Origin of the sequence: Belliella buryatensis, from assembly GCF_900188245.1 — a bacterium.
In the GTDB taxonomy this organism is placed as follows: domain Bacteria; phylum Bacteroidota; class Bacteroidia; order Cytophagales; family Cyclobacteriaceae; genus Belliella; species Belliella buryatensis.
The window spans coordinates 1-22813 of sequence record NZ_FZOK01000011.1 but is presented as its reverse complement, the minus strand read 5'-3'; the positions used below and the strand labels follow the sequence as shown (position 1 = coordinate 22813).

The 22813-nt window shown below is 39.4% G+C and carries 17 protein-coding genes and 1 other RNA gene; 7 read left to right on the top strand and 11 right to left on the bottom strand.

Annotation, left to right across the window (positions count from 1 at the left end; translation table 11 throughout):
- Window positions 1-59: 59 nt before the first annotated feature.
- Window positions 60-1748: a bifunctional metallophosphatase/5'-nucleotidase gene (locus tag CHB66_RS11865; RefSeq protein ID WP_089241211.1), complete on the top strand. Its 1689-nt coding sequence runs from the start codon at window positions 60-62 to the stop codon at window positions 1746-1748.
- Between the two features lie 72 nt (window positions 1749-1820).
- Here the strand turns inward: CHB66_RS11865 and CHB66_RS11860 are convergent, their stop codons facing one another.
- From CHB66_RS11860 to CHB66_RS11820, 9 genes are all read right to left on the bottom strand, one after another.
- Window positions 1821-3044: a DEAD/DEAH box helicase gene (locus CHB66_RS11860; RefSeq protein ID WP_089241209.1), complete on the bottom strand. Its 1224-nt coding sequence runs from the start codon at window positions 3042-3044 to the stop codon at window positions 1821-1823.
- 206 nt (window positions 3045-3250) lie between these two features.
- Window positions 3251-4321 (bottom strand): MBL fold metallo-hydrolase, encoded by a 1071-nt coding sequence (locus CHB66_RS11855; RefSeq protein WP_089241207.1) that lies wholly within the window; start codon window positions 4319-4321, stop codon window positions 3251-3253.
- Window positions 4322-4363: 42 nt separating this feature from the next.
- Window positions 4364-4930 (bottom strand): YdeI/OmpD-associated family protein, encoded by a 567-nt coding sequence (locus tag CHB66_RS11850; RefSeq protein ID WP_089241205.1) that lies wholly within the window; start codon window positions 4928-4930, stop codon window positions 4364-4366.
- Window positions 4931-4940: 10 nt separating this feature from the next.
- Window positions 4941-6098 (bottom strand): MFS transporter, encoded by a 1158-nt coding sequence (locus tag CHB66_RS11845; protein WP_089241203.1) that lies wholly within the window; start codon window positions 6096-6098, stop codon window positions 4941-4943.
- A gap of 40 nt (window positions 6099-6138) precedes the next feature.
- On the bottom strand, window positions 6139-6423 hold the full coding sequence (locus tag CHB66_RS11840) for a GNAT family N-acetyltransferase (protein ID WP_212668461.1): 285 nt from the start codon (window positions 6421-6423) through the stop codon (window positions 6139-6141).
- Window positions 6420-7817, bottom strand: coding sequence for an aldehyde dehydrogenase family protein (locus CHB66_RS11835; RefSeq protein ID WP_089241201.1), 1398 nt, complete (start codon window positions 7815-7817; stop codon window positions 6420-6422). Before CHB66_RS11835 ends, CHB66_RS11840 begins: the two co-directional genes overlap by 4 nt.
- A complete protein-coding gene (locus CHB66_RS11830) occupies window positions 7814-9454 on the bottom strand; it encodes an acetolactate synthase large subunit (RefSeq protein WP_089241199.1) in 1641 nt (546 codons plus the stop codon). Before CHB66_RS11830 ends, CHB66_RS11835 begins: the two co-directional genes overlap by 4 nt.
- A 226-nt stretch (window positions 9455-9680) precedes the next feature.
- Window positions 9681-10241 carry a porin family protein gene (locus CHB66_RS11825; RefSeq protein ID WP_089241197.1) on the bottom strand — a complete coding sequence of 187 codons (561 nt, stop codon included), beginning with the start codon at window positions 10239-10241 and terminating at the stop codon, window positions 9681-9683.
- A 159-nt stretch (window positions 10242-10400) separates the two neighbouring features.
- Window positions 10401-11075, bottom strand: a complete 675-nt coding sequence (locus CHB66_RS11820; RefSeq protein WP_089241195.1) for a hypothetical protein — start codon at window positions 11073-11075, stop codon at window positions 10401-10403.
- Window positions 11076-11147: 72 nt separating this feature from the next.
- On the opposite strand from CHB66_RS11820, the gene CHB66_RS11815 reads away from it, so the two are divergent.
- A complete protein-coding gene (locus CHB66_RS11815; RefSeq protein WP_089241193.1) occupies window positions 11148-12143 on the top strand; it encodes a LuxE/PaaK family acyltransferase in 996 nt (331 codons plus the stop codon).
- A 191-nt stretch (window positions 12144-12334) separates the two neighbouring features.
- On the opposite strand, the gene CHB66_RS11810 is transcribed toward CHB66_RS11815, so the two are convergent.
- Both CHB66_RS11810 and rnpB read right to left on the bottom strand, forming a co-directional pair.
- The gene (locus tag CHB66_RS11810) at window positions 12335-13492 is read right to left on the bottom strand and encodes a sigma-54-dependent transcriptional regulator (protein ID WP_089241191.1); all 1158 of its coding nucleotides are present in this window, start codon (window positions 13490-13492) and stop codon (window positions 12335-12337) included.
- A gap of 27 nt (window positions 13493-13519) precedes the next feature.
- An RNA gene (gene rnpB, locus CHB66_RS11805) (RNase P RNA component class A) lies at window positions 13520-13922 on the bottom strand.
- Window positions 13923-14238: 316 nt separating this feature from the next.
- On the opposite strand from rnpB, the gene CHB66_RS11800 reads away from it, so the two are divergent.
- The 5 genes from CHB66_RS11800 to CHB66_RS11780 form a co-directional block, all read left to right on the top strand.
- A complete protein-coding gene (locus CHB66_RS11800; protein WP_089241189.1) occupies window positions 14239-16668 on the top strand; it encodes a TonB-dependent receptor in 2430 nt (809 codons plus the stop codon).
- 252 nt (window positions 16669-16920) lie between these two features.
- Window positions 16921-17517, top strand: coding sequence for a DUF3109 family protein (locus CHB66_RS11795; protein WP_089241457.1), 597 nt, complete (start codon window positions 16921-16923; stop codon window positions 17515-17517).
- Between the two features lie 72 nt (window positions 17518-17589).
- Window positions 17590-18717, top strand: a complete 1128-nt coding sequence (locus CHB66_RS11790) for a DUF4221 family protein (RefSeq protein WP_089241187.1) — start codon at window positions 17590-17592, stop codon at window positions 18715-18717.
- A gap of 573 nt (window positions 18718-19290) precedes the next feature.
- Window positions 19291-19512, top strand: coding sequence for a hypothetical protein (locus CHB66_RS11785; protein WP_089241185.1), 222 nt, complete (start codon window positions 19291-19293; stop codon window positions 19510-19512).
- A gap of 155 nt (window positions 19513-19667) precedes the next feature.
- Window positions 19668-22813 (top strand): DUF7507 domain-containing protein (locus CHB66_RS11780; protein WP_170932486.1); only part of this gene is annotated, 3146 nt, incomplete at its 3' end.

Here is a 22813-nt window from a genome sequence, read left to right as displayed (position 1 = left end):
TTGATTATTCAATCTACCTTATATTATTGGTAGCTTGATGCAAACACTAACATTCAAACATGAAAAACTCAAGAAGAAGTTTTATTGCCAAATTGGGCGCACTCAGTGCAGGAACAGGCTTGATCTCTTTAGCTCCAGGTTGTGCCAATGAAACTCAAAAACAAGCCGTAGATTTAGACGATAGCCCAAAAACCAACTTTAAACTGACCATATTTCAAACTACTGATGTCCACTGTCAAATTCATCCGCATGATGAACTATACTGGGAAAATGGAGAGTCCATTTTCAAAAAAGCTGGAGGGTATGCTAATTTACATACATTCATTCAACAAGAACGTGCCAAAGTTGAAAATTCATTTTTGATTGATACAGGCGATATGTTCCAAGGCTCTATGCTTTCTGTAAAGACTGAAGGTGAAGCCATGGTGCCCATACTCAATGCCATGAGTTATGATCTCTATCTACCAGGTAACTGGGAAGTGGTCTACTACAAGAAATCCATGCAAGACCTTCTTGGTTCACTTAATGCACCTAAGGTATGTGCCAATATGTACCATGATTTGGGAAATGGACAAAAAGGAGAGTTGATTTTTCCCCCATATTATATATGGAGAGTCAATGGGGTGAAAATCGGATTTTTGGGCTACAATGATCACCTAGTTCCAAATCGACAATCTCCAAATTACAGTGAGGGTATCATTTTCACCAAGCCAGAAGACAATGTAGCCCATTATGTGGATGTGTTGAAAAATCAGGAAAAATGTGCTTTTGTAGCCATCGTTTCACATATAGGACTTTCTCAAGAAATCGCTTTAGCTAACAATCCTGCAGCAGAAGGTGTGGATTACATTTTGGGAGCGGATACACACGAACGAGTTAGAAAACCTATTCAAGGCAAATATGCGAAAGTAGTACAGCCGGGTGCCTTCGGTTCCTTTCTAGGGAAATTGGAGCTGACTTTTGAAGATGGTAAGGTCGTCAAAGATGAATACGAGCTCTTGGATGTGCTAGCTGATGAGATCAAAGGCTCTGAAAAAATAACTAACATCATCGAGCAAGTAGAAGCGCCTTTTAAATCAGACATTGAAAAAGTAGTAGGCTATTCTACCATACCTCTTTATCGGTATTTTGTCATCGAGAATCCCATCGATCAGATGGTGCTGGATGCTTTGAGTTGGAAGATACCAGATATTGATATTGTATTATCCAATGGATTCCGATTCTGTCCGCCGAATACTACTCCGGATGAGACAGGTAATATCCCGATCACCAGGGGGAATGTATACGACATGTTGCCAGTGGATAGCATTGTGAGAACAGGCAGGGTCACAGGGCTCCAGCTGATGAATTGGTTGGAGAAGGAATTGAACAATGTCTTTGCCGAAGATGCCTCAAAGCGATTTGGAGGCTGGGTGATTAAGTTTCAAGGAATGGAAGTGGAATTTTACGCTTTTGGAGATGAAGGGAAGCGTGTAAAATCAGTGACTGTAAAAGGTGAACCCTTGGAATTGACCAAGACCTATTCGATCAGTGCCTGTGAAAGAGATGGAGATCCAGCCGATGTGATCTGTAGAATGAACAATGTACAGAACGTAGTCAATAAAGATTTGACTTTACATCAAGTGATGTTGGAGTATTTGGCTGAAAATTCTCCCGTGACACCTACACCAAAGGGAGCGGCAAAAGCATTGGATGCCCCAGCTACACTTTTGACACAAGTTTCTGGTGTTGAATATCAATTCAGGTAGTAAAAAAATCAAGAATATTATACCGTAACCTTTTTAAACTAAGCCGTCAGCAGGATGCTGACGGCTTTTTGTTTATCTTCTTTTGAACCGATTTTCAGGTCGTCTATCTCCTGATTTACTATTTCTAGAAGGTCTTTGTTGTTTTGGTGCTGGACCAGTTACTTTACCAGTAAATGGATAGGGATGGTCAGTGATCTCAGGAATTCTTTTCCCGATCAACTTTTCAATATCCTTCAATTCCTTGTGTTGTTCTTCGTCACAGATGGATACAGCGATTCCTGAGTTGCCAGCTCTACCTGTTCTACCGATTCGGTGCACGTAAGTTTCAGATACATTGGGTAAGTCAAAATTGATAACGTGGGCAAGTTCATCAATATCGATTCCTCTAGCAGCAATGTCGGTGGCTACCAAAACTTTTAATTTACCTGCTTTAAAATCTTTCAAGGCGTTTTGCCTTTGATTTTGGCTTTTATTTCCATGAATCGCAGCAGCTCGAATATCATCTTTTTGCAAGTATTTTACTACTTTATCCGCACCGTGTTTGGTTCTGGTAAATACCAGGGCAGTCTCAATATCAAGCGTCTCCAATAAATGCTTGAGTAATTTCGGCTTATCACTTTTGGAAGTGTAATAAAGCCTCTGATCTATTTTATCAACTGTAGAAGATGGTGGCGTTACCTCAACTTTTGCAGGATTGGTCAATAACCTGTCTGCAAGCACCTGAATTTCTGGAGGCATTGTAGCAGAGAAAAACAAGGTTTGTCTTTTTGTAGGTAGTAGTGCAATGATCTTCTTGATGTCATGAATAAAGCCCATATCTAACATACGATCGGCTTCGTCAAGTACAAAAAACTGCAATTGCCTCAAGTCTACGAATTTCTGATTGATCAAATCCAACAATCTCCCTGGAGTAGCCACAAGGATATCTACGCCCCTTTTCAAGGCAGCAGTTTGTGGATTTTGGTTGACTCCTCCAAATATGACGGTATGTCTTAGGCTTGTGAATTTGCTATATGCTGCTAAACTCTCATCTATCTGAATCGCCAACTCCCTGGTAGGAGTAAGGATCAATGCTTTGATTCCAAATTTTTGCTTTTTTTGATCATGAAGCAATTGGATCATCGGGATGGAGAATGCGGCGGTTTTACCCGTGCCCGTCTGAGCACAGCCCAAGAGGTCTCTTCTTTCCAAGATCAAAGGAATTGCTTGCTTCTGAATGGGTGTAGGCGTAGTGTATCCTTCCAAAGCCAATGCTTTAAGGATAGGGTCAATAAGATTAAGATTTTTGAATGCCATTTGGCTGTGTGTAATGATGCTGCAAAAGATGTTGTATGGTCTATGACAGCAGGAAATGTTCTATTAAAGCGACCTACAACTGGTCGATCTTTTTACAAAGTGCTGTAAAGATACGATAAATTAATTTATAAAGATGGGTTCAAAGTTTTTCCAAGAAGTGGATAAACCTAATAAATAGTTTTTAATATTTCTCTAATGTGAAAAGCTTATTTTTTGATCAGGTTTTTGCCTAATACTGGCTCAATCAACTCGCCATTAATTGATTGTTGATTGGATGCAACAACATCCCATGGTTCTAAAAGTGGCTCGTCCGAAAGATCAAATGTTCCGTAATGCATGGGGATAAAATAGCTACCTTCAAGAACATTGAAAGCTTCTATTGCATCAGTTGGACTGATGTGTGCTTGATGCATAAACCATTCTGGTTTATAGGCGCCTATACCCATCAAGCAGTACTCAGGTGAGCCCAAAGTGTTTTTGATGTCCTCGAAATGTGGGCCTGCACCACTATCCCCCATAAAGTAGATGCGCTGATTTTTACTTTGAATATAAAAACCACCCCATAGGCTTTTATTGTCATCATTGAGCCAACGCTTAGACCAATGCCTACTCGGGACATAATGTATACTAAGATTGGAATCATTTAAATCATAAGTCTGATACCAGCCTGCTTGCTGTACTTCCTGGTCGTCAAGCCAATTTTTTATGACCTTATTTATCCCTAAGCCGGTTAGTACTTTGAGGTTTGGATTTTGTTCCGAAAGCCATTTAATACTTGACTTATCACAATGATCTCTGTGACTATGTGAAAGCAAAAGGTAATCTATTTGAGGAAATTGCGCTAGGGGAAAGGGAAGCTCACTCTTTCTTTTTAAAAAAAGGTTATCTATTAACAATGGATCTGTAATAAAAGTAACCCCATCCAATCGAATCAGATAGCTTGCATGTCCTAGCCAAATGATATAATCTTCCTTTGATTCAAAATCAAATGTTTCCGTTGAAATCGGTAAAGTCCTAATGTCAGCTTCCTTTTCTTCTTTTTGTGGATTTTTACTCAATTTCCACTTGAGCAAGTCTTTAACCGAAGATTCAAAAGGATGGTATAAATTGATAAATTGCCTGTCCTCTTCTATGGGATTTCCTTTCCAATTTTCGTCTGGAGCGGTAGTTTTAAGGTTTGGATTTGAAGTATAAGTGATGGTTTCTTCTTTTGTATCGATTATCATAAAGAGCAGCAAGGCAGGAATCAGGAGTGCAAAAATGTATTTTCGTTTCATTACAGTTTCAACACCTAATACAATGCAATAGTTTACATGTTCTCACTTCTTGTATTTATCATTGAGTCCTTTGCCTTCCAAAACCATCGGTTTGATTTTGTCTATTCTAGCTTGTTGCGTTTCTATTCTTTTTGCACTACTGACATAATCGATATATTCTTTTTGTTTACCTGGCGTCAATGCATCAAAGTGCGTTTTAAAAACTTTATCGGCACTTAAGGCTTCTGCCAAAAGTCCCGTAGCCTCCTTTTTCTCGGACTTCTTAGGAGTCCACCTGATTCCTGCTTCCTCATTTTTTATGGCTTGTGCGATATAGTCTAGAAGTGTTTTTTCGTCAATTTCTGATTTTGAAGTCATTCTCCATTGGAGCATGGCATTTGTTTTTTCCTCCTGCGCGTTGACAAAAACATTTTGATGGTCGTTGATAAATACTCCATTGAAAAACCAAATACCAAAATAGTTTTTGAAGCCACTGATGCCGATGATGTTTTTTCCTTCATGGGTATAGACATCACCGCCCCATTTGATGCTGTGTACAAGTTGCGTTTTTTGCTCCACAATAGATTTAAGCAAGTCGATTTCTTCTTGCCATTTATGCTCTTTTTTCATGCTGTTGAGTTTAGTGTTGGGTCTTGATCTTCGCAGTGGCAATCAATCCTAGCAAAGGTCCTAACGCTAAAATAAGAAAAAGATATTGCGTGGGGATAGATTGAGCCAGAAAATTCAAGAGTTGAATGCTTAGGATTGTAATTCCAAACCCAATACTATTAACAATAGTCAGTGAAGTTCCTTTGGATGCTGATGGAGCATTTTGAGCCACTAAAGTTGAAAACATGGGTGAGTCGGCGGTCACTGCTAATCCCCAGATTAATAAAAAGAATAGTGTAAAGTACAGGTTGGGAATGCTTAATATGAAAGGGGATAATAGGCAACAAATACCCGATAGCGCCAATGCTGAAAAGGCGATTTTTTTTGGAGGAATCACTTTTGAAATCATCCCTCCCAAAGCACAGGAGATTCCACCAACTGCAATGATCAAAAATGACCAAAAGGGAATATTTAAATTTTGATTTCCGGCTAAATAAGCTAATATCACGGGTATAAATGCCCAGAATGCATAAAGCTCCCACATATGTCCAAAATAGCCAAAGGCAGCATTTCGGAAGTTTTTGATTTCAAAAACTTTGATAAAGGCAGATGGATTGAATGTTGCCCCCGGTTTTCTAAATGGGCCATCTGGAACAAGGAAGTAAATTAGCAAACCCCCAAATATAGCTAAAATGCTAGTGGAATAAATGGCAAATTCCCAAGGGAAAGAATCCGTAAGACTTCTAACCAAATGCGGAAAGGCTGTTCCTAATACAAGGGCACCAACCAAAAAGCCTAAGGACTGACCTAGACCTTTTTCAAAATAGTCAGCAGCTATCTTCATACCCACAGGATAGATCCCCGCAAGGAAGAAGCCAGCACCAAATCGATAAAGTAACAACTGCCACGCTTCAACATTAGGGAAGACCATCATCCAATTGAATGCTGCTGCGATCAAAGCAGAGATCAGAAACACTTTGGATGGCGAAAACTTATCTGCAATCGTAAGAATAGCAAAGATCAGCGTGCCTCCAATAAACCCTATCTGTACTGCACTGGTCAGGTGTCCCAAGTAAGAACTTGGCAACTGCATGGCTGCTGCCAGCTCAGGAAGTACAGCATTGCCGGCAAACCATAATGATGTACAGAGAAACTGTGCAATGACAATAGTGGGTAAAATATGCTTCATGCAGTCCTCAGTACTTTTGGATGATCTTCATTTTGACAAGTTATAATCTTACATCCTGAATATCCTCCTTTTTTGCAAAAATACTTTTTGCATAGGGGCAAAGTGGTAGAATTTTGATATTCTGTTCTCGAGCAAAATCCACTCCTGCCATGACAAGCTTTTCCCCCAAACCTTCACCCTTATAAGCTGGGTCTACTTCTGTGTGGTCTATGATGATCTTGTCTGCTCCAGCTACTGAATAAGTCATTATACCTATCTGCTTGTCGTCATCTTCCAATACAAATTGACCTTTACTTTCCGATTTCTGATGTTTTACTGTTATCATAGTAATTTACTTTTGATGACCATTAGTTTTTCTCTTGTCATTTCATGCATGGAGTAAGGTATACCTCCCAGACCTTCTCCCGAAGCATCTCTTCCTCCAAATGGCATCCAGTCAACACGGAAGGCAGTATGGTCGTTGACCATCACGGCAGTGGCGTTGAGTCGCTGAACTGTGTCTAAAGCAATGTCAATATCTTGGGTGAAAACAGCAGCTTGGAAGTGATAATCCAATGCATTGGCTTGCTCAATAGCTTCTAATCGGTCAGTATAACTATAGATACAGACCACTGGTCCAAAAATCTCTTCTTTAGATACATTTACATCTTGTGGAGGGTTGAATATTACTGTAGGAGCATAGCAGGTATCAGAGATTCGCTTGCCGCCGCTTAGGATTTCTCCTCCTTTGGCTTTAGCCTCTTTGACCCATTCTTCTACACGATCGACTTCCTTGGGTAGAATCAATGGCCCAACTTCAGTTTTTTCATCTAGAGGGTCACCTACTAGCATCTTAGAGCCAGCTTCGGCGATTTTTTCTGCTACATCTCTTGCGATAGATTCGTGAACAAATACTTTCTGCACGGACACACAAACTTGACCTGCATGATAAAATCCACCCTTGGCCAATGCGGGGATCATTTCATTCATATTTGCATCAGGTTCGACGATCACAGGCGCAGCACCGCCATGCTCTAGTGCGCAGCGAGTTCCTGGAGCCAGCTTTGATTTGAGGTACCAACCAATCTTGGCCGAGCCGATGAAAGAAAGATAATTGACCCTTTTGTCTGTCACCAAAGTTTCCGCAGCTTCATTGTCAATGATCAAACATTGCACCCAGCCCTCAGGAACTCCTGCTTCTTGCAAGATATCTATAAAAGCTAAGCAAGAAAGTGGCGTGGTAGAGGCTGGCTTGACGATGACCGGACAGCCTGCAGCGAAGGCAGTGATTGTCTGATGGATGATCAAATTAAGCGGGTGGTTGAATGCCGAAATGGACGCCACTACACCGATGGGTTCTCTTGTCGTGAAAGCGATTCTATTGACAGAAGCTTGGGTAAGTCCCATAGGGATTTGCTCACCATTGAGTTTACCAATTTCTTCCGCAGCTATTTTTACACCATTGATGGCGCGAAGGACTTCCACTTTTGAGTCTTGATAAGGCTTACCACCTTCCTCAGCAGCAGTTTTTGTAAGTGCTTCAATTTTAGATTTCATGATCTCCTGAACCTTTTCCAGAATCTCAATTTTCTTATAAGAAGGAATCCATTTCGTCCTATCTAAGAAAAGTGTAGATGCAATTTCTAAGGCTGATTCTACAGCTTCATTTCCCACTATGGGGATTTCTCTGATCAGACTTTGGTTATATGGATTGAATATTTTCAGTTTCTGATTACTCATAGTTTTTGTGCTTTTTCTTTCAACATAACATTTAATATAGGGTGGTTGAGGGAATAGTCCACTGGCAGGTCGATCAAGTGAACTCCTTCTGACGCTAAGCAATGAGCCAAGATCTTTTGAAAGTCTTGGTCGTTAGCTGGTCTGTAGCCATTTGCTCCATAGCTCTCTGCATATTTGACAAAATCGGGATTTTTATAACCTAAGCCAAAATCATCAAAGCCCATATCCTCTTGCTTCCACTTGATCATGCCATAAGCTTCATCATTGAGAATGATCACGGTGAGATTGAGTTTGAGACGGACTGCTGTTTCGATTTCCTGGGAATTCATCATAAATCCTCCATCTCCACAGACTGAGACTACTTTTCTATCAGGATACAGCATATTGACTGCCATAGCAGATGGAAGCCCCGCGCCCATGCTTGCTAGCGCATTGTCTAGCAGAAGTGTATTGGGTTGATGACAGGTGTAGTTTCTTGCAAACCAAAGTTTATAGATCCCATTATCTAGCGTGATGACATCTTTGGAGTCAAGCTTTTTTCTCAGCAGGTTGACCAATCGCTGTGGAAGCATCGGGAATCGCATATCCTCGAAATACTTACTCAGATGCTCTCCGACTTCTTTTTTTACTTTTTCAAAGAATTCAAAATCCCAGTGTTTCTGATGGGATATTTCTGTTGTTAGCTTTTTGACAGCATTAGTAATGTCTCCTACCACATTGAGTTGGGGGAAATAAACTGGATCAATTTCAGCAGGATCAAAATTGACATGAATTACTTTTTTACCGCCTTGCTTCATGAAGAAGGGTGGTTTTTCAATCACATCATGACCTACATTGATGATCAAATCAGCCTCTTCGATGGCAGCGTGAAGAAAGTCATTGCTAGATAAAGCTGCCGTCCCAAGGTATTGAGCATGTCTTTCATCGATGACCCCTTTGCCCATTTGCGTAGTAAAAAAATAGATCCCTGTTTGATCTACAAATGCTTTCAAAGCCTCGCAAGTGATTTTTCTATTTGCTCCAGCTCCGATCAATAACAGAGGCATTTTTGCAGCTTCTATCATTTTGACAGCATCAGTAATAGCTTGCTCATCTGGCTTGGGGATGATATGTCCTGTCACTTGGAAGACCGTATCCTCACAATCCTCCTGCGCGATATCTTCTGGGAACTCCAAATGTACAGCTCCGGGTTTTTCTTCTTGTGCGATTCTAAATGCCTCTCGGATTTGAGAAGCAATGTTATTGCTATTGACGATTTGTTTGGTGTATTTGGTAATGGGACGCATCATGTCCACCACATCAATGATTTGAAACCGTGCCTGCTTGCTTTTCTTGATAGGTTTCTGACCTGTGATCATCATCATGGGCATGCCTCCTAGCTGAGCATAAGCTGCAGGAGTGACCAAGTTAGTCGCTCCTGGCCCCAATGTAGCCATACAGACACCGGGTTTGCCAGTCAGTCGACCATAAGTAGCAGCCATGAAGCCAGCACCTTGTTCGTGTCTATTAAGAATAAGTTTGATTTTGGAATTTTTCAGGGAATGGAGTAGGTCTAAGTTTTCCTCACCTGGCACGGCAAAGATGTATTCTACGCCTTCGTTTTCCAATGCTTTGACAAAAAGATCTGATGCTTTCATCTGTTTATGGTTTGTTTTTAGGGTTCAGATGGAATGCTCAAAATAATTATTAATCGAATGAAAACTTGTTTTTGGTGAGCATTTCATAAAATATAAATCAGTTAGATTAAAAACAAGATACACTTATATAACTCATTTGTCCTCGAAATGATTTCGTTGATTTCGAATTTCTACAAATGAAGAAAGTCCCCTGAGGGACTTCCTGCCTTGCTGAAATCAATTGAAGTTAGAATCTGAGACCAACAGATAGTTGTACTACTCTGTTGGTGATTTGGGCGTCAGGTTTCACATCTGTGAGCCCTAGGTTATATCTACCTTGTACAAAAAGTGGCCCCAATACATGAAGCGTAGCGCCACCAGCTAAAGAAAAGTCAAAGGTGTTGGAATCAGAGACATCCACATTTTGAGATTCGCTCATCAAAAAGGAAACTTGTGGCCCTAAATCCAAACTGAGTCTATTTGGAATCAAATAAATTCTCATCAATACTGGAAGTGATAAGTAGCCCAATTCATTCTTGAAATCTTCTTGAGCTCCTGCAAAAGTCAAATTAGAACCCACTGTGGAATAAAGCAATTCAGGTTGAATGGAGAAGTTAGCTCCTAATCCAAGCTCAGCAAAAATACCCGCATGATAGGAAGTAATACTTTCTTGATTGAAGTTATCGGTGCTACCCGCAAAATTCGAGAAATTAGCACCACCTTTGATACCGAAATTTAATCCCTGTGCCATAGCACCTGAGAAGCTGATCATAGATATCAGCAGAGATAAATAAATTGTTTTTTTCATGTTAGTAGGAGTTTGGTTTAGATTTTTAAAGAATGAAAGTATCATATATAGTAAGATAATAACAATCTATAATAATATTTTAACACATTCCTTGCCAAGACTTTATAAAAAAGGAAGATTGGTTAGAAATGCCAAACTTTGGTGAAATATGAAAGTCTCCTACCTTCTAGTAATTTGGTTTAATGTCAATTCAGGACTTGAGACCACATTGCTTTTATTCAACTGTCTGTCCTGAATTTGCACATCAATTCTCAAGGTGTCATTTCGGAAAATTGACTCCCAACCAAAGGAAAGCATATTGTAGCGGATACTTCCTTCTACAGCTTGTGTTCTATTGTCTGGGAGAATTCTCGGAAAACGACCATTGAAAGTTGTGAAAAATGGAGGGTCTTCCCATCTGAATTCTTGGAATACACCATTTCGTTTGATAAAGAATTTGACAAAAATATTATTGTGATCAGGGTTTTGTTCTACCCAGACAGTATCTCTAAATACTTGATTGTTGATAGTTGGGTTGATTGCCCAGTCCAAAGGGTTAAAATTAGGTGCTCCAGGAGGTCTTTGGCTGTAAGTGATCACACTTCCTCCCGCGTCTCTGATAAAATTAATGGCGTTGAAGGGAGGATTGATATCGGTCGGATTGAGTCCAATATCACCTTCTGCATCTCTGAATCCAATGGTCACCATCAATGAATCTGCACCTGAAGTATTGACAAATTCTAATTTTTCAAAGACTATTTCTGGAACAGATGGAAAGTTGTCCGGTGGAGTGATACATGCCACCGTCATGACTGTAAAAAGTAAGGTGTAAATCAGGTGTTTGATGCTGTCCATGCCTAGGATTTATTGATTAGGGATTCTACTCTTGTAAAATTGCTTAATTTTGAAATGACAAATTATAAAACGATGAATTATTTCAAAAGTTTTTCAGAAGATATCATAAATCTCCGACTCGATGATTTTGATCAAAAAGCCCTAGAACTTTTTCATTATCAGGCTCAATATAATCAAATATATAGCAAATACCTCGCACTGAGGAAGGTCGATCCTTTGAAGATTCAATCCGTAGAATCAATTCCTTTTTTACCGATCAGATTTTTCAAGGATCATCAAGTAATCAGCGGAAATCCTGATCAATATAATAAGTTTTATTCCTCTAGTGGTACGACTGGAGCGATTACGAGCAGACATTATATTTGGTCGGAGGATTTTTATCTGCAACACGCTTTAAATCTTTTTGAATTAGAATATGGCAGTATAAACAACTTTCATGTATTGGCACTATTGCCAGCTTACTTGGAACGCCCTGGGAGTTCACTGGTGAGTATGGCGCAATATTTTATAGGAAAATCGGGGTCTGAACACTCGGATAGTTATCTTTACAATCATGAAGATTTACTTCAAAAGTTATACTTATTAAAAGAGAGTAACAGGAATGTTTTACTTTTAGGTGTCACTTTTGCCTTATTGGATTTGGCAGAAGGTGGGTTGGAATTTCCGAAAATGGATAATCTTATTATTATGGAAACCGGTGGTATGAAGGGTAGAAGGAAGGAAATGATCAGAGAGGAAGTGCATGCGATTCTTAAACCTGCATTTCAAGTGGATGTGATCCATTCAGAGTATGGAATGACCGAACTGATGTCGCAAGCTTATTCCAGGGGCTTTGGTAAGTACATCTTGCCACCTACCATGAAAGTCATGATCAGAGATGTGAATGATCCATATACCTTGTCTCCAAAATCACAGGGCGGCATCAATGTGATTGATTTGGCAAATTTTCATTCCTGCGCTTTTATAGAAACTCAAGACTTGGGCAAGTTTGATGAAAATGGTTATTTGGAAATTCTAGGAAGATTTGACCACAGTGAGGTCAGAGGTTGCAACTTAATGCTGAATTAATTTTGTATTCCTCAGAGAAATAGACATATTTGAAAACAGTTATAAAAAGTAAATCTATGAAAAGGTTAATGATCGCAGTATTAGCAGTTGGACTTTTGGCTTTAGCTTCTTGTGCTTCTAGCAGACCATGTCCAGCATACGCCAAAGCTATGGACGCCAAAGAAATCAAGGGATAAAGAATATGCTGACCATTAATAGTCAGCATATTTTTTTACATCATCTTCACTAATCACTTGTCCTCCAAGTATCACCAAGCGTTCGACTACATTTCTTAATTCTCTAATATTACCAGTCCAAGGAAATTCTTGAAGCTTGGCAATGGCTTTTTTATCAATATCTTTTTTTGCAGTACCATATTCGCTTGAGATGTCACCCAAAAACTTATCTACAAGCATCGGAATATCTTCTTTCCGGTCTTTCAGTGCAGGTACTTGAATTAATATGACACTCAGTCTATGATAAAGATCTTCCCTGAATTTTCCTTCTTCAATTTCTTTTTTCAAGTCCTTGTTGGTGGCAGCAAGTACCCTCACATCTACTTTGATGTCCTTGTCACCACCTACCCTAGTGACTTTATGTTCTTGAAGCGCTCGAAGTACTTTAGCTTGTGCTGAAAGGCTCATGTCTCCGATTTCATCCAAGAATAAAGTTCCACCATCAGCTTGCTCAAATTTTCCTTGTCTTTGTTTCACAGCAGAAGTGAAAGCCCCTTTTTCGTGTCCAAATAGCTCTGACTCTATCAATTCTGCTGGGATGGCAGCACAGTTGACTGCTATAAATGGAGCTGATGATCTGTTGCTTTTCTGATGGAGCCAGTGTGCTACCAATTCTTTGCCAGTACCATTTGACCCAGTGATCAAAACCCTAGCATCTGTTGGAGCTACTTTTTCAATAGTTTCTTTGACTTGTTGAATGGTGGCTGACTCACCCACCATATCCAATTTTTTGGAAAGTTTTTTCTTTAGGACCTTAGTTTCCGTCACAAGATTCTTTTTATCCAAGGCATTGCGAACAGTTAACAAAAGCCTGTTCAGATCAGGTGGCTTGGGTACAAAATCAAATGCACCTTTTTTGGTAGCTTCTACTGCCGTTTCTATAGAACCATGCGCTGAGATCATGATAAATTGAGGTTGCTTATCCAAAGCTGCTACTTTGTCCAAAACTTCTATGCCGTCCATTTTTGGCATTTTGATATCACAAAGCACTAAATCAAAATCTTCTTGTTGTATTTTCTTTAAACCTTCTTCACCATCCTGTGCCTCTGAGATTTCGTATTTTTCGTATTCCAGAATTTCCTTTAATGTCGCTCTGATGACTTTTTCATCATCGATAATTAGAATCTTTGGCATATTTCAGTTTTTGGTTTATTTAAATAAAAAGTGTGCAAGCTTATAAGCCGGGTTCTGTACTCCTCTTGTCAGACAAAAAGAGTGCCTGTCATTTATCTAGTCCCGACTTCACAGTCGGGATCAATCAACCTACCCATCCCGCAGAAAGACGAGCCACCTTTTCCGAAATTGAATCCGGTGCGGGACCTATTTGGTCTTTCAACCCATAAGGTTTGCCCTGCCCCTGATATCACTACCAGGGCGGTGGGCTCTTACCCCACCTTTTCACCCTTACCCCGATCGGATCGGGGCGGTATATTTTCTGTGGCACTATCTGTTATCAAGTCGTCACCAACTTGATACCTTCCCGTTAGGAAGTATGGTGCTCTATGTTGCCCGGACTTTCCTCCTTCCCGCCAAGAAGCGGGACGGCGACAAGCCAGCTTGCACAATGCAAATAAACGCAAATTATTCAGATGTGATTCCATTGGCTCTGTAGAATCCTTATAAAGTATGTCTGGTTAGACTACTAAATTATATCCCAAGAGCTGTTAATTATCTTTGTGTTTTGCCTTTGACCAAGAGAAGTTGTCGCAATTATGAGCAGAATATGAGGCTTTGATTTTTTCTATTATAGCCTGTATTTCATAAAAAATATTTATGATAATCTTATTAACCTTATTTGGATTAAGTTTAAATAGCGTATACATTTGCATCGTTAATTGAATTAAATCTAAATAAGAATAGATAAGTTTTATACCAATTGTATGAAAATCAAGGTAATTATCACCCTTTTGATGCTCGCTTTTACAACGGCAGCATTTTCAAATGAAGTACTGATCAATGATAAAGATGAAAAGACAGTAGTCATATCAGGTAAAATCAAATCCAAAGAAGGAGAAAACATCCCGTATGCTAATATCTTGGTAGTGGGAACAGTGAAAGGGACTTTCACCAACCTTGATGGGACTTTTCAAATTTATGATTTGGAAGATGGTACCTACACCATCAAAGTATCTGCTGTAGGATACAAAACTTTCACGCGCGAAGTCACTGTCAGAGGTGGTCAGATTAGCGAGTTGGACTTGGTATTTGAAGAGACTGGTGTTGAAATGCCGCAGATCACGGTGATCGCTAACAAAGACAGGGTGTTTTCGAAAGTTCCTGGCTCTGTTACTTATATAGATCAAAGAGAGTTGAATACCATTTCTCCGATCAGTGGCAATGAAGTACTCAGAAGATCTCCAGGTGTACACGTAGTAGATGAGGAAGGTATTGGCATGCGTGTCAATATCGGTATCAGAGGACTAGACCCTGATAGAAGTAGATCTGTTTTGGTTTTAGAAGATGGAGTGCCAGTAGCGCTTTCTCCTTACGGTGAGCCAGAAATGTACTACACTCCAGCAATCGACAGAATGGCAGGCGTGGAAATCCTTAAAGGTTCTGGACAAATCCTCTACGGTCCTCAGACCATCGGTGGGGTGGTCAACTATATCTCTCCAAATCCTCCGCAAGAACAAGAAGGATCAGTAAAAATTCTAGGAGGGCAAGGAGGATTTTTCTCTGGCTTGGTAAATTATGGCAACACCTTTGGCAACACAGGTATGCAAGTCAACCTTTTGAAAAAGAGAGCGGATAACATTGGACCTACAAAATTTGATATCACTGACCTCAATACCAAGTTTCTTTTTAACATCAATGATAAATCTGAATTGGGCTTAAAGTTGGGCCTATACAATGAAGTTTCTAATTCCACTTATATAGGTATCAATCAAGTGATGTTTGATCAAGGTGGTCAAGACTTTACTAGATTGGCTCCTGATGATCAACTTGATGTGTCAAGATATTCTATCAGCTTCAGTCATAAATACAGATTCAATAGCAATGTAAGGTTGAATACCATTGCCTATGCTTACACCACAACTAGAAATTGGAATAGGCAAGATTTCAGCATCAACGATACGAATACCCCTCCTTCAAATTGGACTGGAGTGGTTTGGGGTGATAGAGAGATTCCAGGAGGTGCTATCTTCATGAGAAATGGTACAGGAAATAGAAATAGGCAGTTTGCTGTAGGTGGAATTGAGCCTAGATTAGAAATAGATCACAAGCTTTTCAATTTGAAGAATGAGTTGACCGTAGGAACTAGACTACTATGGGAACAAGCCAACGAACAACGTATCAACGGTACAAAGGCAGGTGTGAAGAGTGGGAACTTGGTCGAAGATGAAGTAAGAACAGGCAATGCTTTTGCTGCTTATGCGCAAAATAAAATCGCACTTTCTGAAAAAGTTGACTTCAACCTTGGGGTGAGATATGAAAATTTCAACTACGAGAGAGATATCAGAAGAAGAAATTTTGCAGGAGTCGGTATCAGAGACACCATCTTAGTAGCAGGAAATGTAATTCAAGAAATCATCCCAGGTATGGGTTTCAATTATAGACCAGCTCAAAAAGTGAATTTCTTTGGTGGTGTGCACAAAGGATATGCTCCTCCAAGAACTAAAGATGCGATTACAGCCATGGGAGATGTGCTAGACCTTGATGCGGAAGAAAGCTGGAATTATGAATTGGGATTCAGGACAGAGATCAGCAATTGGATTTTTATGGAAATGACTGGTTTCTACATGGATTTCAGCAATCAGATCATTCCTGTGGCAGAGTCTGCTGGTGGACTTGGCTTTGGAGTAGTCAACGCAGGCGCTACCTTACATAGAGGTGTGGAATCTGCAATGGTTTTTGATTTGAGTAACCTTTTCGGTCTGACCAAAACAAGATTAAACTATGACATCAATGCAACATATGCGCTTTCCACTTATTCAGCTGATAGATTTATCGATGATATAAATATCAACGGCAACAGAACGCCTTATGCGCCTAACTGGTTTATCAATTCAGCATTGACATTAGAAACTGAGTCTGGTTTTGGTGCTCGACTGACCTTGAACTATGTTGGTGATCAGTTTGGTGATGAATTGAATACAGTAGCGCCTTCTGTAGATGGGAGAATAGGAAAGCTAGATAGTTATACAGTTCTGGATGCCATGATAAGCTATGATGTCAAAAAGTGGAATTCTAGATTCAATGTAGCTATCAAAAACCTGACAGATGAGAGGTATATAGCTACAAGAAGACCACAAGGAATCAGAGTAGGTATCCCTAGATTCATCACAGCAGGCTACGAATTTAGATTCTAAGAAAAAAAAGTAATTTTTTTTTCAAACTTTCAAACATTATCTAATCAGTACTGTTTATGATGTTAGTAAGGCTTTAAATAGCTTTTCTTCATAGTGCTGGGTTGAACCGCTCCGAGAAATCGGGGCGGTTCTTTTTTTGGTCCATTCTGAAAGTTTTAATATATACTGTAGGCATTCCAGACAATCAAATGAATCTTTTGTAGAGTTAAAGAGAAGCTTTTTTGTAGCTTTGAGGTCTAAAGAATAATGATCATGATCCTAGTAGGCAATGCAGTCATCTCTGATGATATAAAAGACCAGTTTTTTGTGTGTGATTTAGAAAAATGCAAGGGAGCTTGCTGTGTGGAAGGGGATGCTGGAGCACCGCTGGAAGATGAAGAGACTAAGATTATTGAAGATATATACCCGATTGTTAAGGACTATATTACACAAGAAGGGCGTGATGCCATTGAAGCACAAGGTACTTGGGTGATTGACACAGAAGGAGATAAGGGAACTCCTACCATTGGAGAAAATAGAGAATGCGCTTATGCCCTATATGATGAAAAAGGTATTTTGAAATGCGGAATAGAGCAGGCTTATCTAGATGGGAAAATCGCCTACAAAAAGCCAATTTCTTGTCACCTCTATCCCATCAGAGTCAAAAAGTATGATGGATTTGAAGCATTGAACTATGATCGATGGGATATCTGTAGTGCCGCTTGTGTGTTAGGAACCAAATTAGGTGTTCCTGTTTACAAGTTTTTGAAGGATGCTTTGATTAGGAAATTTGGAGAATCTTGGTATGCGGAATTGGTGGTGGAGATAGAAGCTGGTAATTCTCAAGATCAAATTGAAGTTAAAGGGTAAGTATATAAGTTTTAGTTTTAAAAATATTTTTTAGTATATTTCTGAAATATATAGTCATCAAAAATCCAGACCATGATCAGAAGTATTTTTACAATTATTAGTATCAGCCTACTTATTGCTTGTAATACAGCTAAAAATCAAGAAGATGTAGCTAGCGAAATACAGTTAGATCTCAGTACTGAAATCAAAACCTTTGCCATGCCAGAGGGTTGGGGGCACTTCAACCATATCTTTGTAAATACCATAGACAAGATTTATTTCTACAATTATGGAAAAAATTCCCTAGTTGCTTTTGATAAAAAGACCTCGGAATTGCTTTTTGAAACCAAGTTTGAAAAAGAGGGGCCAAATGGCATGGGAGGAAATGTTGCTGATGTCAAGATCACCGATGATGGCGAGATTTGGCTTTATACATCAGGAGATAGATTTTTTCAAATGAATGCATCAGGGGAGGTCTTATCACAACATACTTTGAAGACTGCGGAGATTTTTGAAAAGAACATTTCTCCACTAGGTTTTGCATTGGAAAAGGTAGATGATGTGCTCTATATTCCAACTATTCCAATGGTTTTTCAATGGACGTCATTGACTGTCGATGAGCTGGCAGCTTTGCCTAATGTAATTGCTTACAACTTGAAAGATGATACATATGAGTTTGCAAGTATGTTTGATCGGGAGTTTTTGGGAACAAACCTCAATAAAATGATCATGTCAGGAGTCACTTTGGGGAAAAATGGAGAACTGATCGTCAATCTTAACTTTCGAGATATCTATGTGATGAAGGATGGAGTGCAGCATAGCTACCCAGCTTCTTTCTCTCAATTCCCCGCAGACCCTCCCACCTCATCAAAGGATATGTTTGAGGATATGGATGAAATCATGCGCATCATGAATTATTCAAATGCTTATGAGCGTACAGCTTATTTGCCGTTGCACAACTTATATATGCGTGTGGCGAGGTTTGAGGAATCCCCTGGCGATGAGATGGAGTCAAGGGTGACATTTCTAGCTTCAAAATGGGCTTTGGTATTTTTAGATGAGGATTTCCAAAAAGTGGGAGAAATCATACTTCCCGAAAGCGCCACCAATGCCAATTATATTTTTGAGACAGAGGAAGGGATTTGGTTTTCTACGGATCATCCTAACAATCCCGATATAGATGAAGACCTGTTTCAGTTTAGATTACTCACGGTAAAATAAAATTAGATTTATTCCTACTTAGTCTAAGTAGCAGTTTTGGTCAAACCTGCCAGGTTTGTAAATCATAATAGCTGTAATATTTATTGTATTAAAAGAAACCTGGCAGTTTTTTTCTTGTCATTTTAAAATATGACAAAATAGGATTATTAAGTTTTAAAAAGTTTTTTTCAAAATCAAAAGATAAAGTATAACTCAAAAGGTCATATTTTTTTATGTTTAATTGTTAAATCAATGGGTTTTTAATCTACCGAAAAATCTATAATCAATTATATTTCAGTGAAGTAGAAATTTATTTTTAAGCTTTGTCTGAAATAATTTCAAATTTTTTTCGAAATGTAAAAATACATAAAACATTAATAATCAGCTGATTAAAATTATTATACAAAAATAAAAATGTATTTTGAATAAAAAAAAATGCATTATGTTGAATATTTTTTTTGAAAAAACTTGTTTATGAAATACAAATTTGTGTATTTTTACAGCAAATAAATATGTTCGATTGATTCTGTGTAACAAGATTGAATCAAAAAACAGGGTATCGAACTGAAATTGAAGCTTTTAATAAAACAGGTTATGGGAAAAGGTTTACAGTATTACTGCTATGCGCAGATGCAGAAGGACGCGCAGAAGTTCTTCGAGGTAATCCCAGTCAATTTTGGAGACTGGATTTTAGATTTTCATTCAGAAGCATCAGGGGGATTTTTCAAGAAGCCGCTTAGTACACCTAGCACCCCGCTTCCATCCATCAAAAATGTTTATTCACAAACCATGACCTTCACGGGTCAGGTATCTTAATCTATTAGGTTATGAAGACGTATATTAAATCGTTATTGAGTTTGGTTTTCCTTCTTTTAGGTATTCAAATTGGGTATTCCCAAAGTTTACTTGATTTAAGAGAATCATCATCGGATTGTTCAAACACTTATAATTGTCCTCAAAACAGTTATACTTTGACAGATGTTTATTTAGTAGATATTAATGGAAATAGACTTGATGAAATCGTTACAGAATGTAATCAAGGAGATTCTTTTCTTGTTAATGTAGCCATACAGTATCAATCAAATGCAGCTGCTGATAGATATAGAGCAAGGTTTCAAGCTGACTTGCTTATCGGAAATGATGTGTTTTTTATAAATAGGTGGATTTCAGTTTTGCCATCTCAAACTGCTGGGCCTCAGGAATTGATTTTAACAGATTCTCCTTTTTTATGGTCCTGTGGAACTAGTCTTGGATTGACTGATATATTATTAGTTTGGAGACAGCAAGCATCAGGTGGTTCAGGGACAAATCCTACGGAAAGCAATTATGACTGTTCTAGTTATACTAACTCTTCTCAATGTCAAGAAGAACCAGAAGCTATTAGGGTTATAATTACCCCTATCAATGTTGATTTTGATTTTGATGATTTATGTAATGACTTTTCGGTTAGTTTTGAAAATCTTACCTCTGGGGGTAATCCCGAAAATTACTCCTATTTATGGGATTTTGGTGGTTTAGGAACATCTACTGATGCTAACCCTACTTTTAATTTCTCAAGTCCTGGAGAATATAACGTAACTTTAACTACCACTGATGGTAGGCTTACTAGTTCAGAAACAAAAACTGTAACTGTACTCAGTCCACTCTCAATTACAGCGACTAAAATAGATGATGATTGCTCAGTAGAAGGTGCAGGCACCATTACGTTGACGAATGTTACAGGTGGTGATGGGAACTATACTTTCTCATGGACAGCTACAGATGGTGGGATTATTCCTGCTGGTACAGAAAACAATCAAAACCAAACCAATTTAAGCCCTGGTACATACACTGTGACTGTTACAGATGGTAGAGGCTGTTTCAATATATCCACTTCCAATATCACCAGACCAAATGCTGCACCAGCACCATCAGTTTTCAGCAATGAGAATTATTGTGTGGGTTCTGGGGTACAGGGTTACAATATCACTGCTGATGCAGGATATTCATTGGTATATTATGATTCACAAACTTCAGATTTACCATTTGAATCTGTTCCTACGGTAGATACAGATAATGTAGCCTCCGGTACTTATCCAGTTTGGGTTGCTCAAGTGAAAGACGGTCAGTGTGAAAGTACTAGAGTAGAAGTGTCTATTACAGTGAACCCACTTCCAGTATTAACTATCACCAACCCAGCTGCTGTATGTGAGCCAGGCACGGTTGATTTGACTGCTGGTGCAATAACAGCTGGTTCTAGTGGGTTTAATTCTTTAGCCTATTTTTCAGATGCAGCGGGATTAGTTGAGTTAACTAATCCAGAAGAAATATCAGAAACAGGTACTTATTATATCAAAGCTACTTCTTTAGCAGGTTGTTTCGTGATTCAGCCAGTAGAAGTGATTGTAAATCAAGCTCCAGTTAGACCTGTATCTACTGGTGATATCACTGTTTGTTCAGTAGATCCAATCCAGACTTTAGATGCAAATGATGCAATCGAAGCAGTTTCAGATATTACTTACCGATGGTATGCTACTCCCACTGGTGGATCTGAAGTTACACCAACTTTGAGTTCGATCGGTTCTGCTACTTTTTATGCAGAGGCAGTAACAGCTGAGGGTTGTGTGTCTCTTGAAAGAACACCAGTGACTTTGACAATCAATGACTGTAGCGTAGCAATCACTAAGACAGTTGACTTCGATGAAATCGATAAGCCAACAACTTTGAACTACACCATCACAGTCACGAATCCAGGTAATACACCATTGACGGGTGTTGTAGTAACTGACCCATTAACAAATGATGCTACTCCATTGACACTTGCTTCAGGTGATACAAATGGAGATGGAAACTTAGATACAGACGAAACTTGGGTTTTCAATGCTTCTTTTGTAGTTACACAAGCGATGATCGATGCAGGTGCTGATATCGTAAATACAGCATTTGTTAACACAGATTTGACAGGAGAGGAAGAGGCGAGTGTGACGACGACGATCACTCAGACACCAGGTTTAGCCATCACGAAGGCAGCAGCTCCTGGCTCAAGCTATGAAGCAGTAGGCGACGAGATTGACTACGTGATTACGGTAACGAATACTGGAAATGTGACTTTGAGCAACATAGCTGTTGTAGATCCATTGACAGGCTTGAACCAGACGATAGCAACGTTAGCACCAAATGCATCAGAAGTAATCAACACTACTTACACAGTAGATCAGGATGACATTGATGTGGGAAGTGTGACGAATGTAGCGACAGCAACAGTAGGCGATATCACAGTAAGTGATGATGAAGAGGTTGATGCAGTACAGACACCAGGTTTAGCCATCACGAAGGCAGCAGCTCCTGGCTCAAGCTATGAAGCAGTAGGCGACGAGATTGACTACGTGATTACGGTAACGAATACTGGAAATGTGACTTTGAGCAACATAGTTGTTGTAGATCCATTGACAGGCTTGAACCAGACGATAGCAACGTTGGCACCAAATGCATCAGAAGTAATCAACACTACTTACACAGTAGATCAAGATGACATTGATGCGGGAAGTGTGACGAATGTAGCGACAGCAACAGTAGGCGATATCACAGTAAGTGATGATGAAGAGGTTGATGCAGTACAAAACTCAGCAATCGCAATAGCTAAATCAGCGAACAAAACAATAGTAACAGCAGCAGGCGAGGAAGTAGTGTATACCTTGACGGTAACGAACACAGGCAACACGACCTTGACAGATGTGATGATCGTGGATGCGATGCTAGAAGTATCTGAGAATGTAGGCACCCTACTACCAGGTCAGTCAGCAAGCAGAGACTATACATACACAGTAACCCAGTCTGATATAGACAACGGTTCTATCGTGAACGTAGCGAGCACAACAGGTGAAGATCCAAACGGAGATATGCCAGAAGACGATGCAACGGTAACAGTAGACGTTGATCAGAACTCAGCGATCAGCTTAGCTAAATCAGCAGATAAGTCAGTAGTGACAGTGGCTGGTGAGGAAGTAGTGTACACCTTGACGGTAACGAACACAGGTAACACAACCTTGACAGATGTAATGCTAGTTGACGAAATGCTAGAAGTATCTGAGAATGTAGGCACCCTACTTCCAGGTCAGTCAGCAAGCAGAGACTATAC

What these genes read in the sequence shown, in the direction of transcription:
- CHB66_RS11855 (WP_089241207.1), bottom strand. Translation starts at nt 4,321, where the DNA reads ATGAAACGAAAATACATTTTTGCACTCCTGATTCCTGCCTTGCTGCTC.
- CHB66_RS11835 (WP_089241201.1), bottom strand. Translation starts at nt 7,817, where the DNA reads ATGAGTAATCAGAAACTGAAAATATTCAATCCATATAACCAAAGTCTG.
- CHB66_RS11820 (WP_089241195.1), bottom strand. Translation starts at nt 11,075, where the DNA reads ATGGACAGCATCAAACACCTGATTTACACCTTACTTTTTACAGTCATG.
- CHB66_RS11825 (WP_089241197.1), bottom strand. Translation starts at nt 10,241, where the DNA reads ATGAAAAAAACAATTTATTTATCTCTGCTGATATCTATGATCAGCTTC.
- CHB66_RS11850 (WP_089241205.1), bottom strand. Translation starts at nt 4,930, where the DNA reads ATGAAAAAAGAGCATAAATGGCAAGAAGAAATCGACTTGCTTAAATCT.
- CHB66_RS11865 (WP_089241211.1), top strand. Translation starts at nt 60, where the DNA reads ATGAAAAACTCAAGAAGAAGTTTTATTGCCAAATTGGGCGCACTCAGT.
- CHB66_RS11845 (WP_089241203.1), bottom strand. Translation starts at nt 6,098, where the DNA reads ATGAAGCATATTTTACCCACTATTGTCATTGCACAGTTTCTCTGTACA.
- CHB66_RS11840 (WP_212668461.1), bottom strand. Translation starts at nt 6,423, where the DNA reads ATGATAACAGTAAAACATCAGAAATCGGAAAGTAAAGGTCAATTTGTA.
- CHB66_RS11800 (WP_089241189.1), top strand. Translation starts at nt 14,239, where the DNA reads ATGAAAATCAAGGTAATTATCACCCTTTTGATGCTCGCTTTTACAACG.
- CHB66_RS11785 (WP_089241185.1), top strand. Translation starts at nt 19,291, where the DNA reads ATGGGAAAAGGTTTACAGTATTACTGCTATGCGCAGATGCAGAAGGAC.
- CHB66_RS11815 (WP_089241193.1), top strand. Translation starts at nt 11,148, where the DNA reads ATGAATTATTTCAAAAGTTTTTCAGAAGATATCATAAATCTCCGACTC.
- CHB66_RS11830 (WP_089241199.1), bottom strand. Translation starts at nt 9,454, where the DNA reads ATGAAAGCATCAGATCTTTTTGTCAAAGCATTGGAAAACGAAGGCGTA.
- CHB66_RS11795 (WP_089241457.1), top strand. Translation starts at nt 16,921, where the DNA reads ATGATCCTAGTAGGCAATGCAGTCATCTCTGATGATATAAAAGACCAG.
- CHB66_RS11810 (WP_089241191.1), bottom strand. Translation starts at nt 13,492, where the DNA reads ATGCCAAAGATTCTAATTATCGATGATGAAAAAGTCATCAGAGCGACA.
- CHB66_RS11860 (WP_089241209.1), bottom strand. Translation starts at nt 3,044, where the DNA reads ATGGCATTCAAAAATCTTAATCTTATTGACCCTATCCTTAAAGCATTG.
- CHB66_RS11790 (WP_089241187.1), top strand. Translation starts at nt 17,590, where the DNA reads ATGATCAGAAGTATTTTTACAATTATTAGTATCAGCCTACTTATTGCT.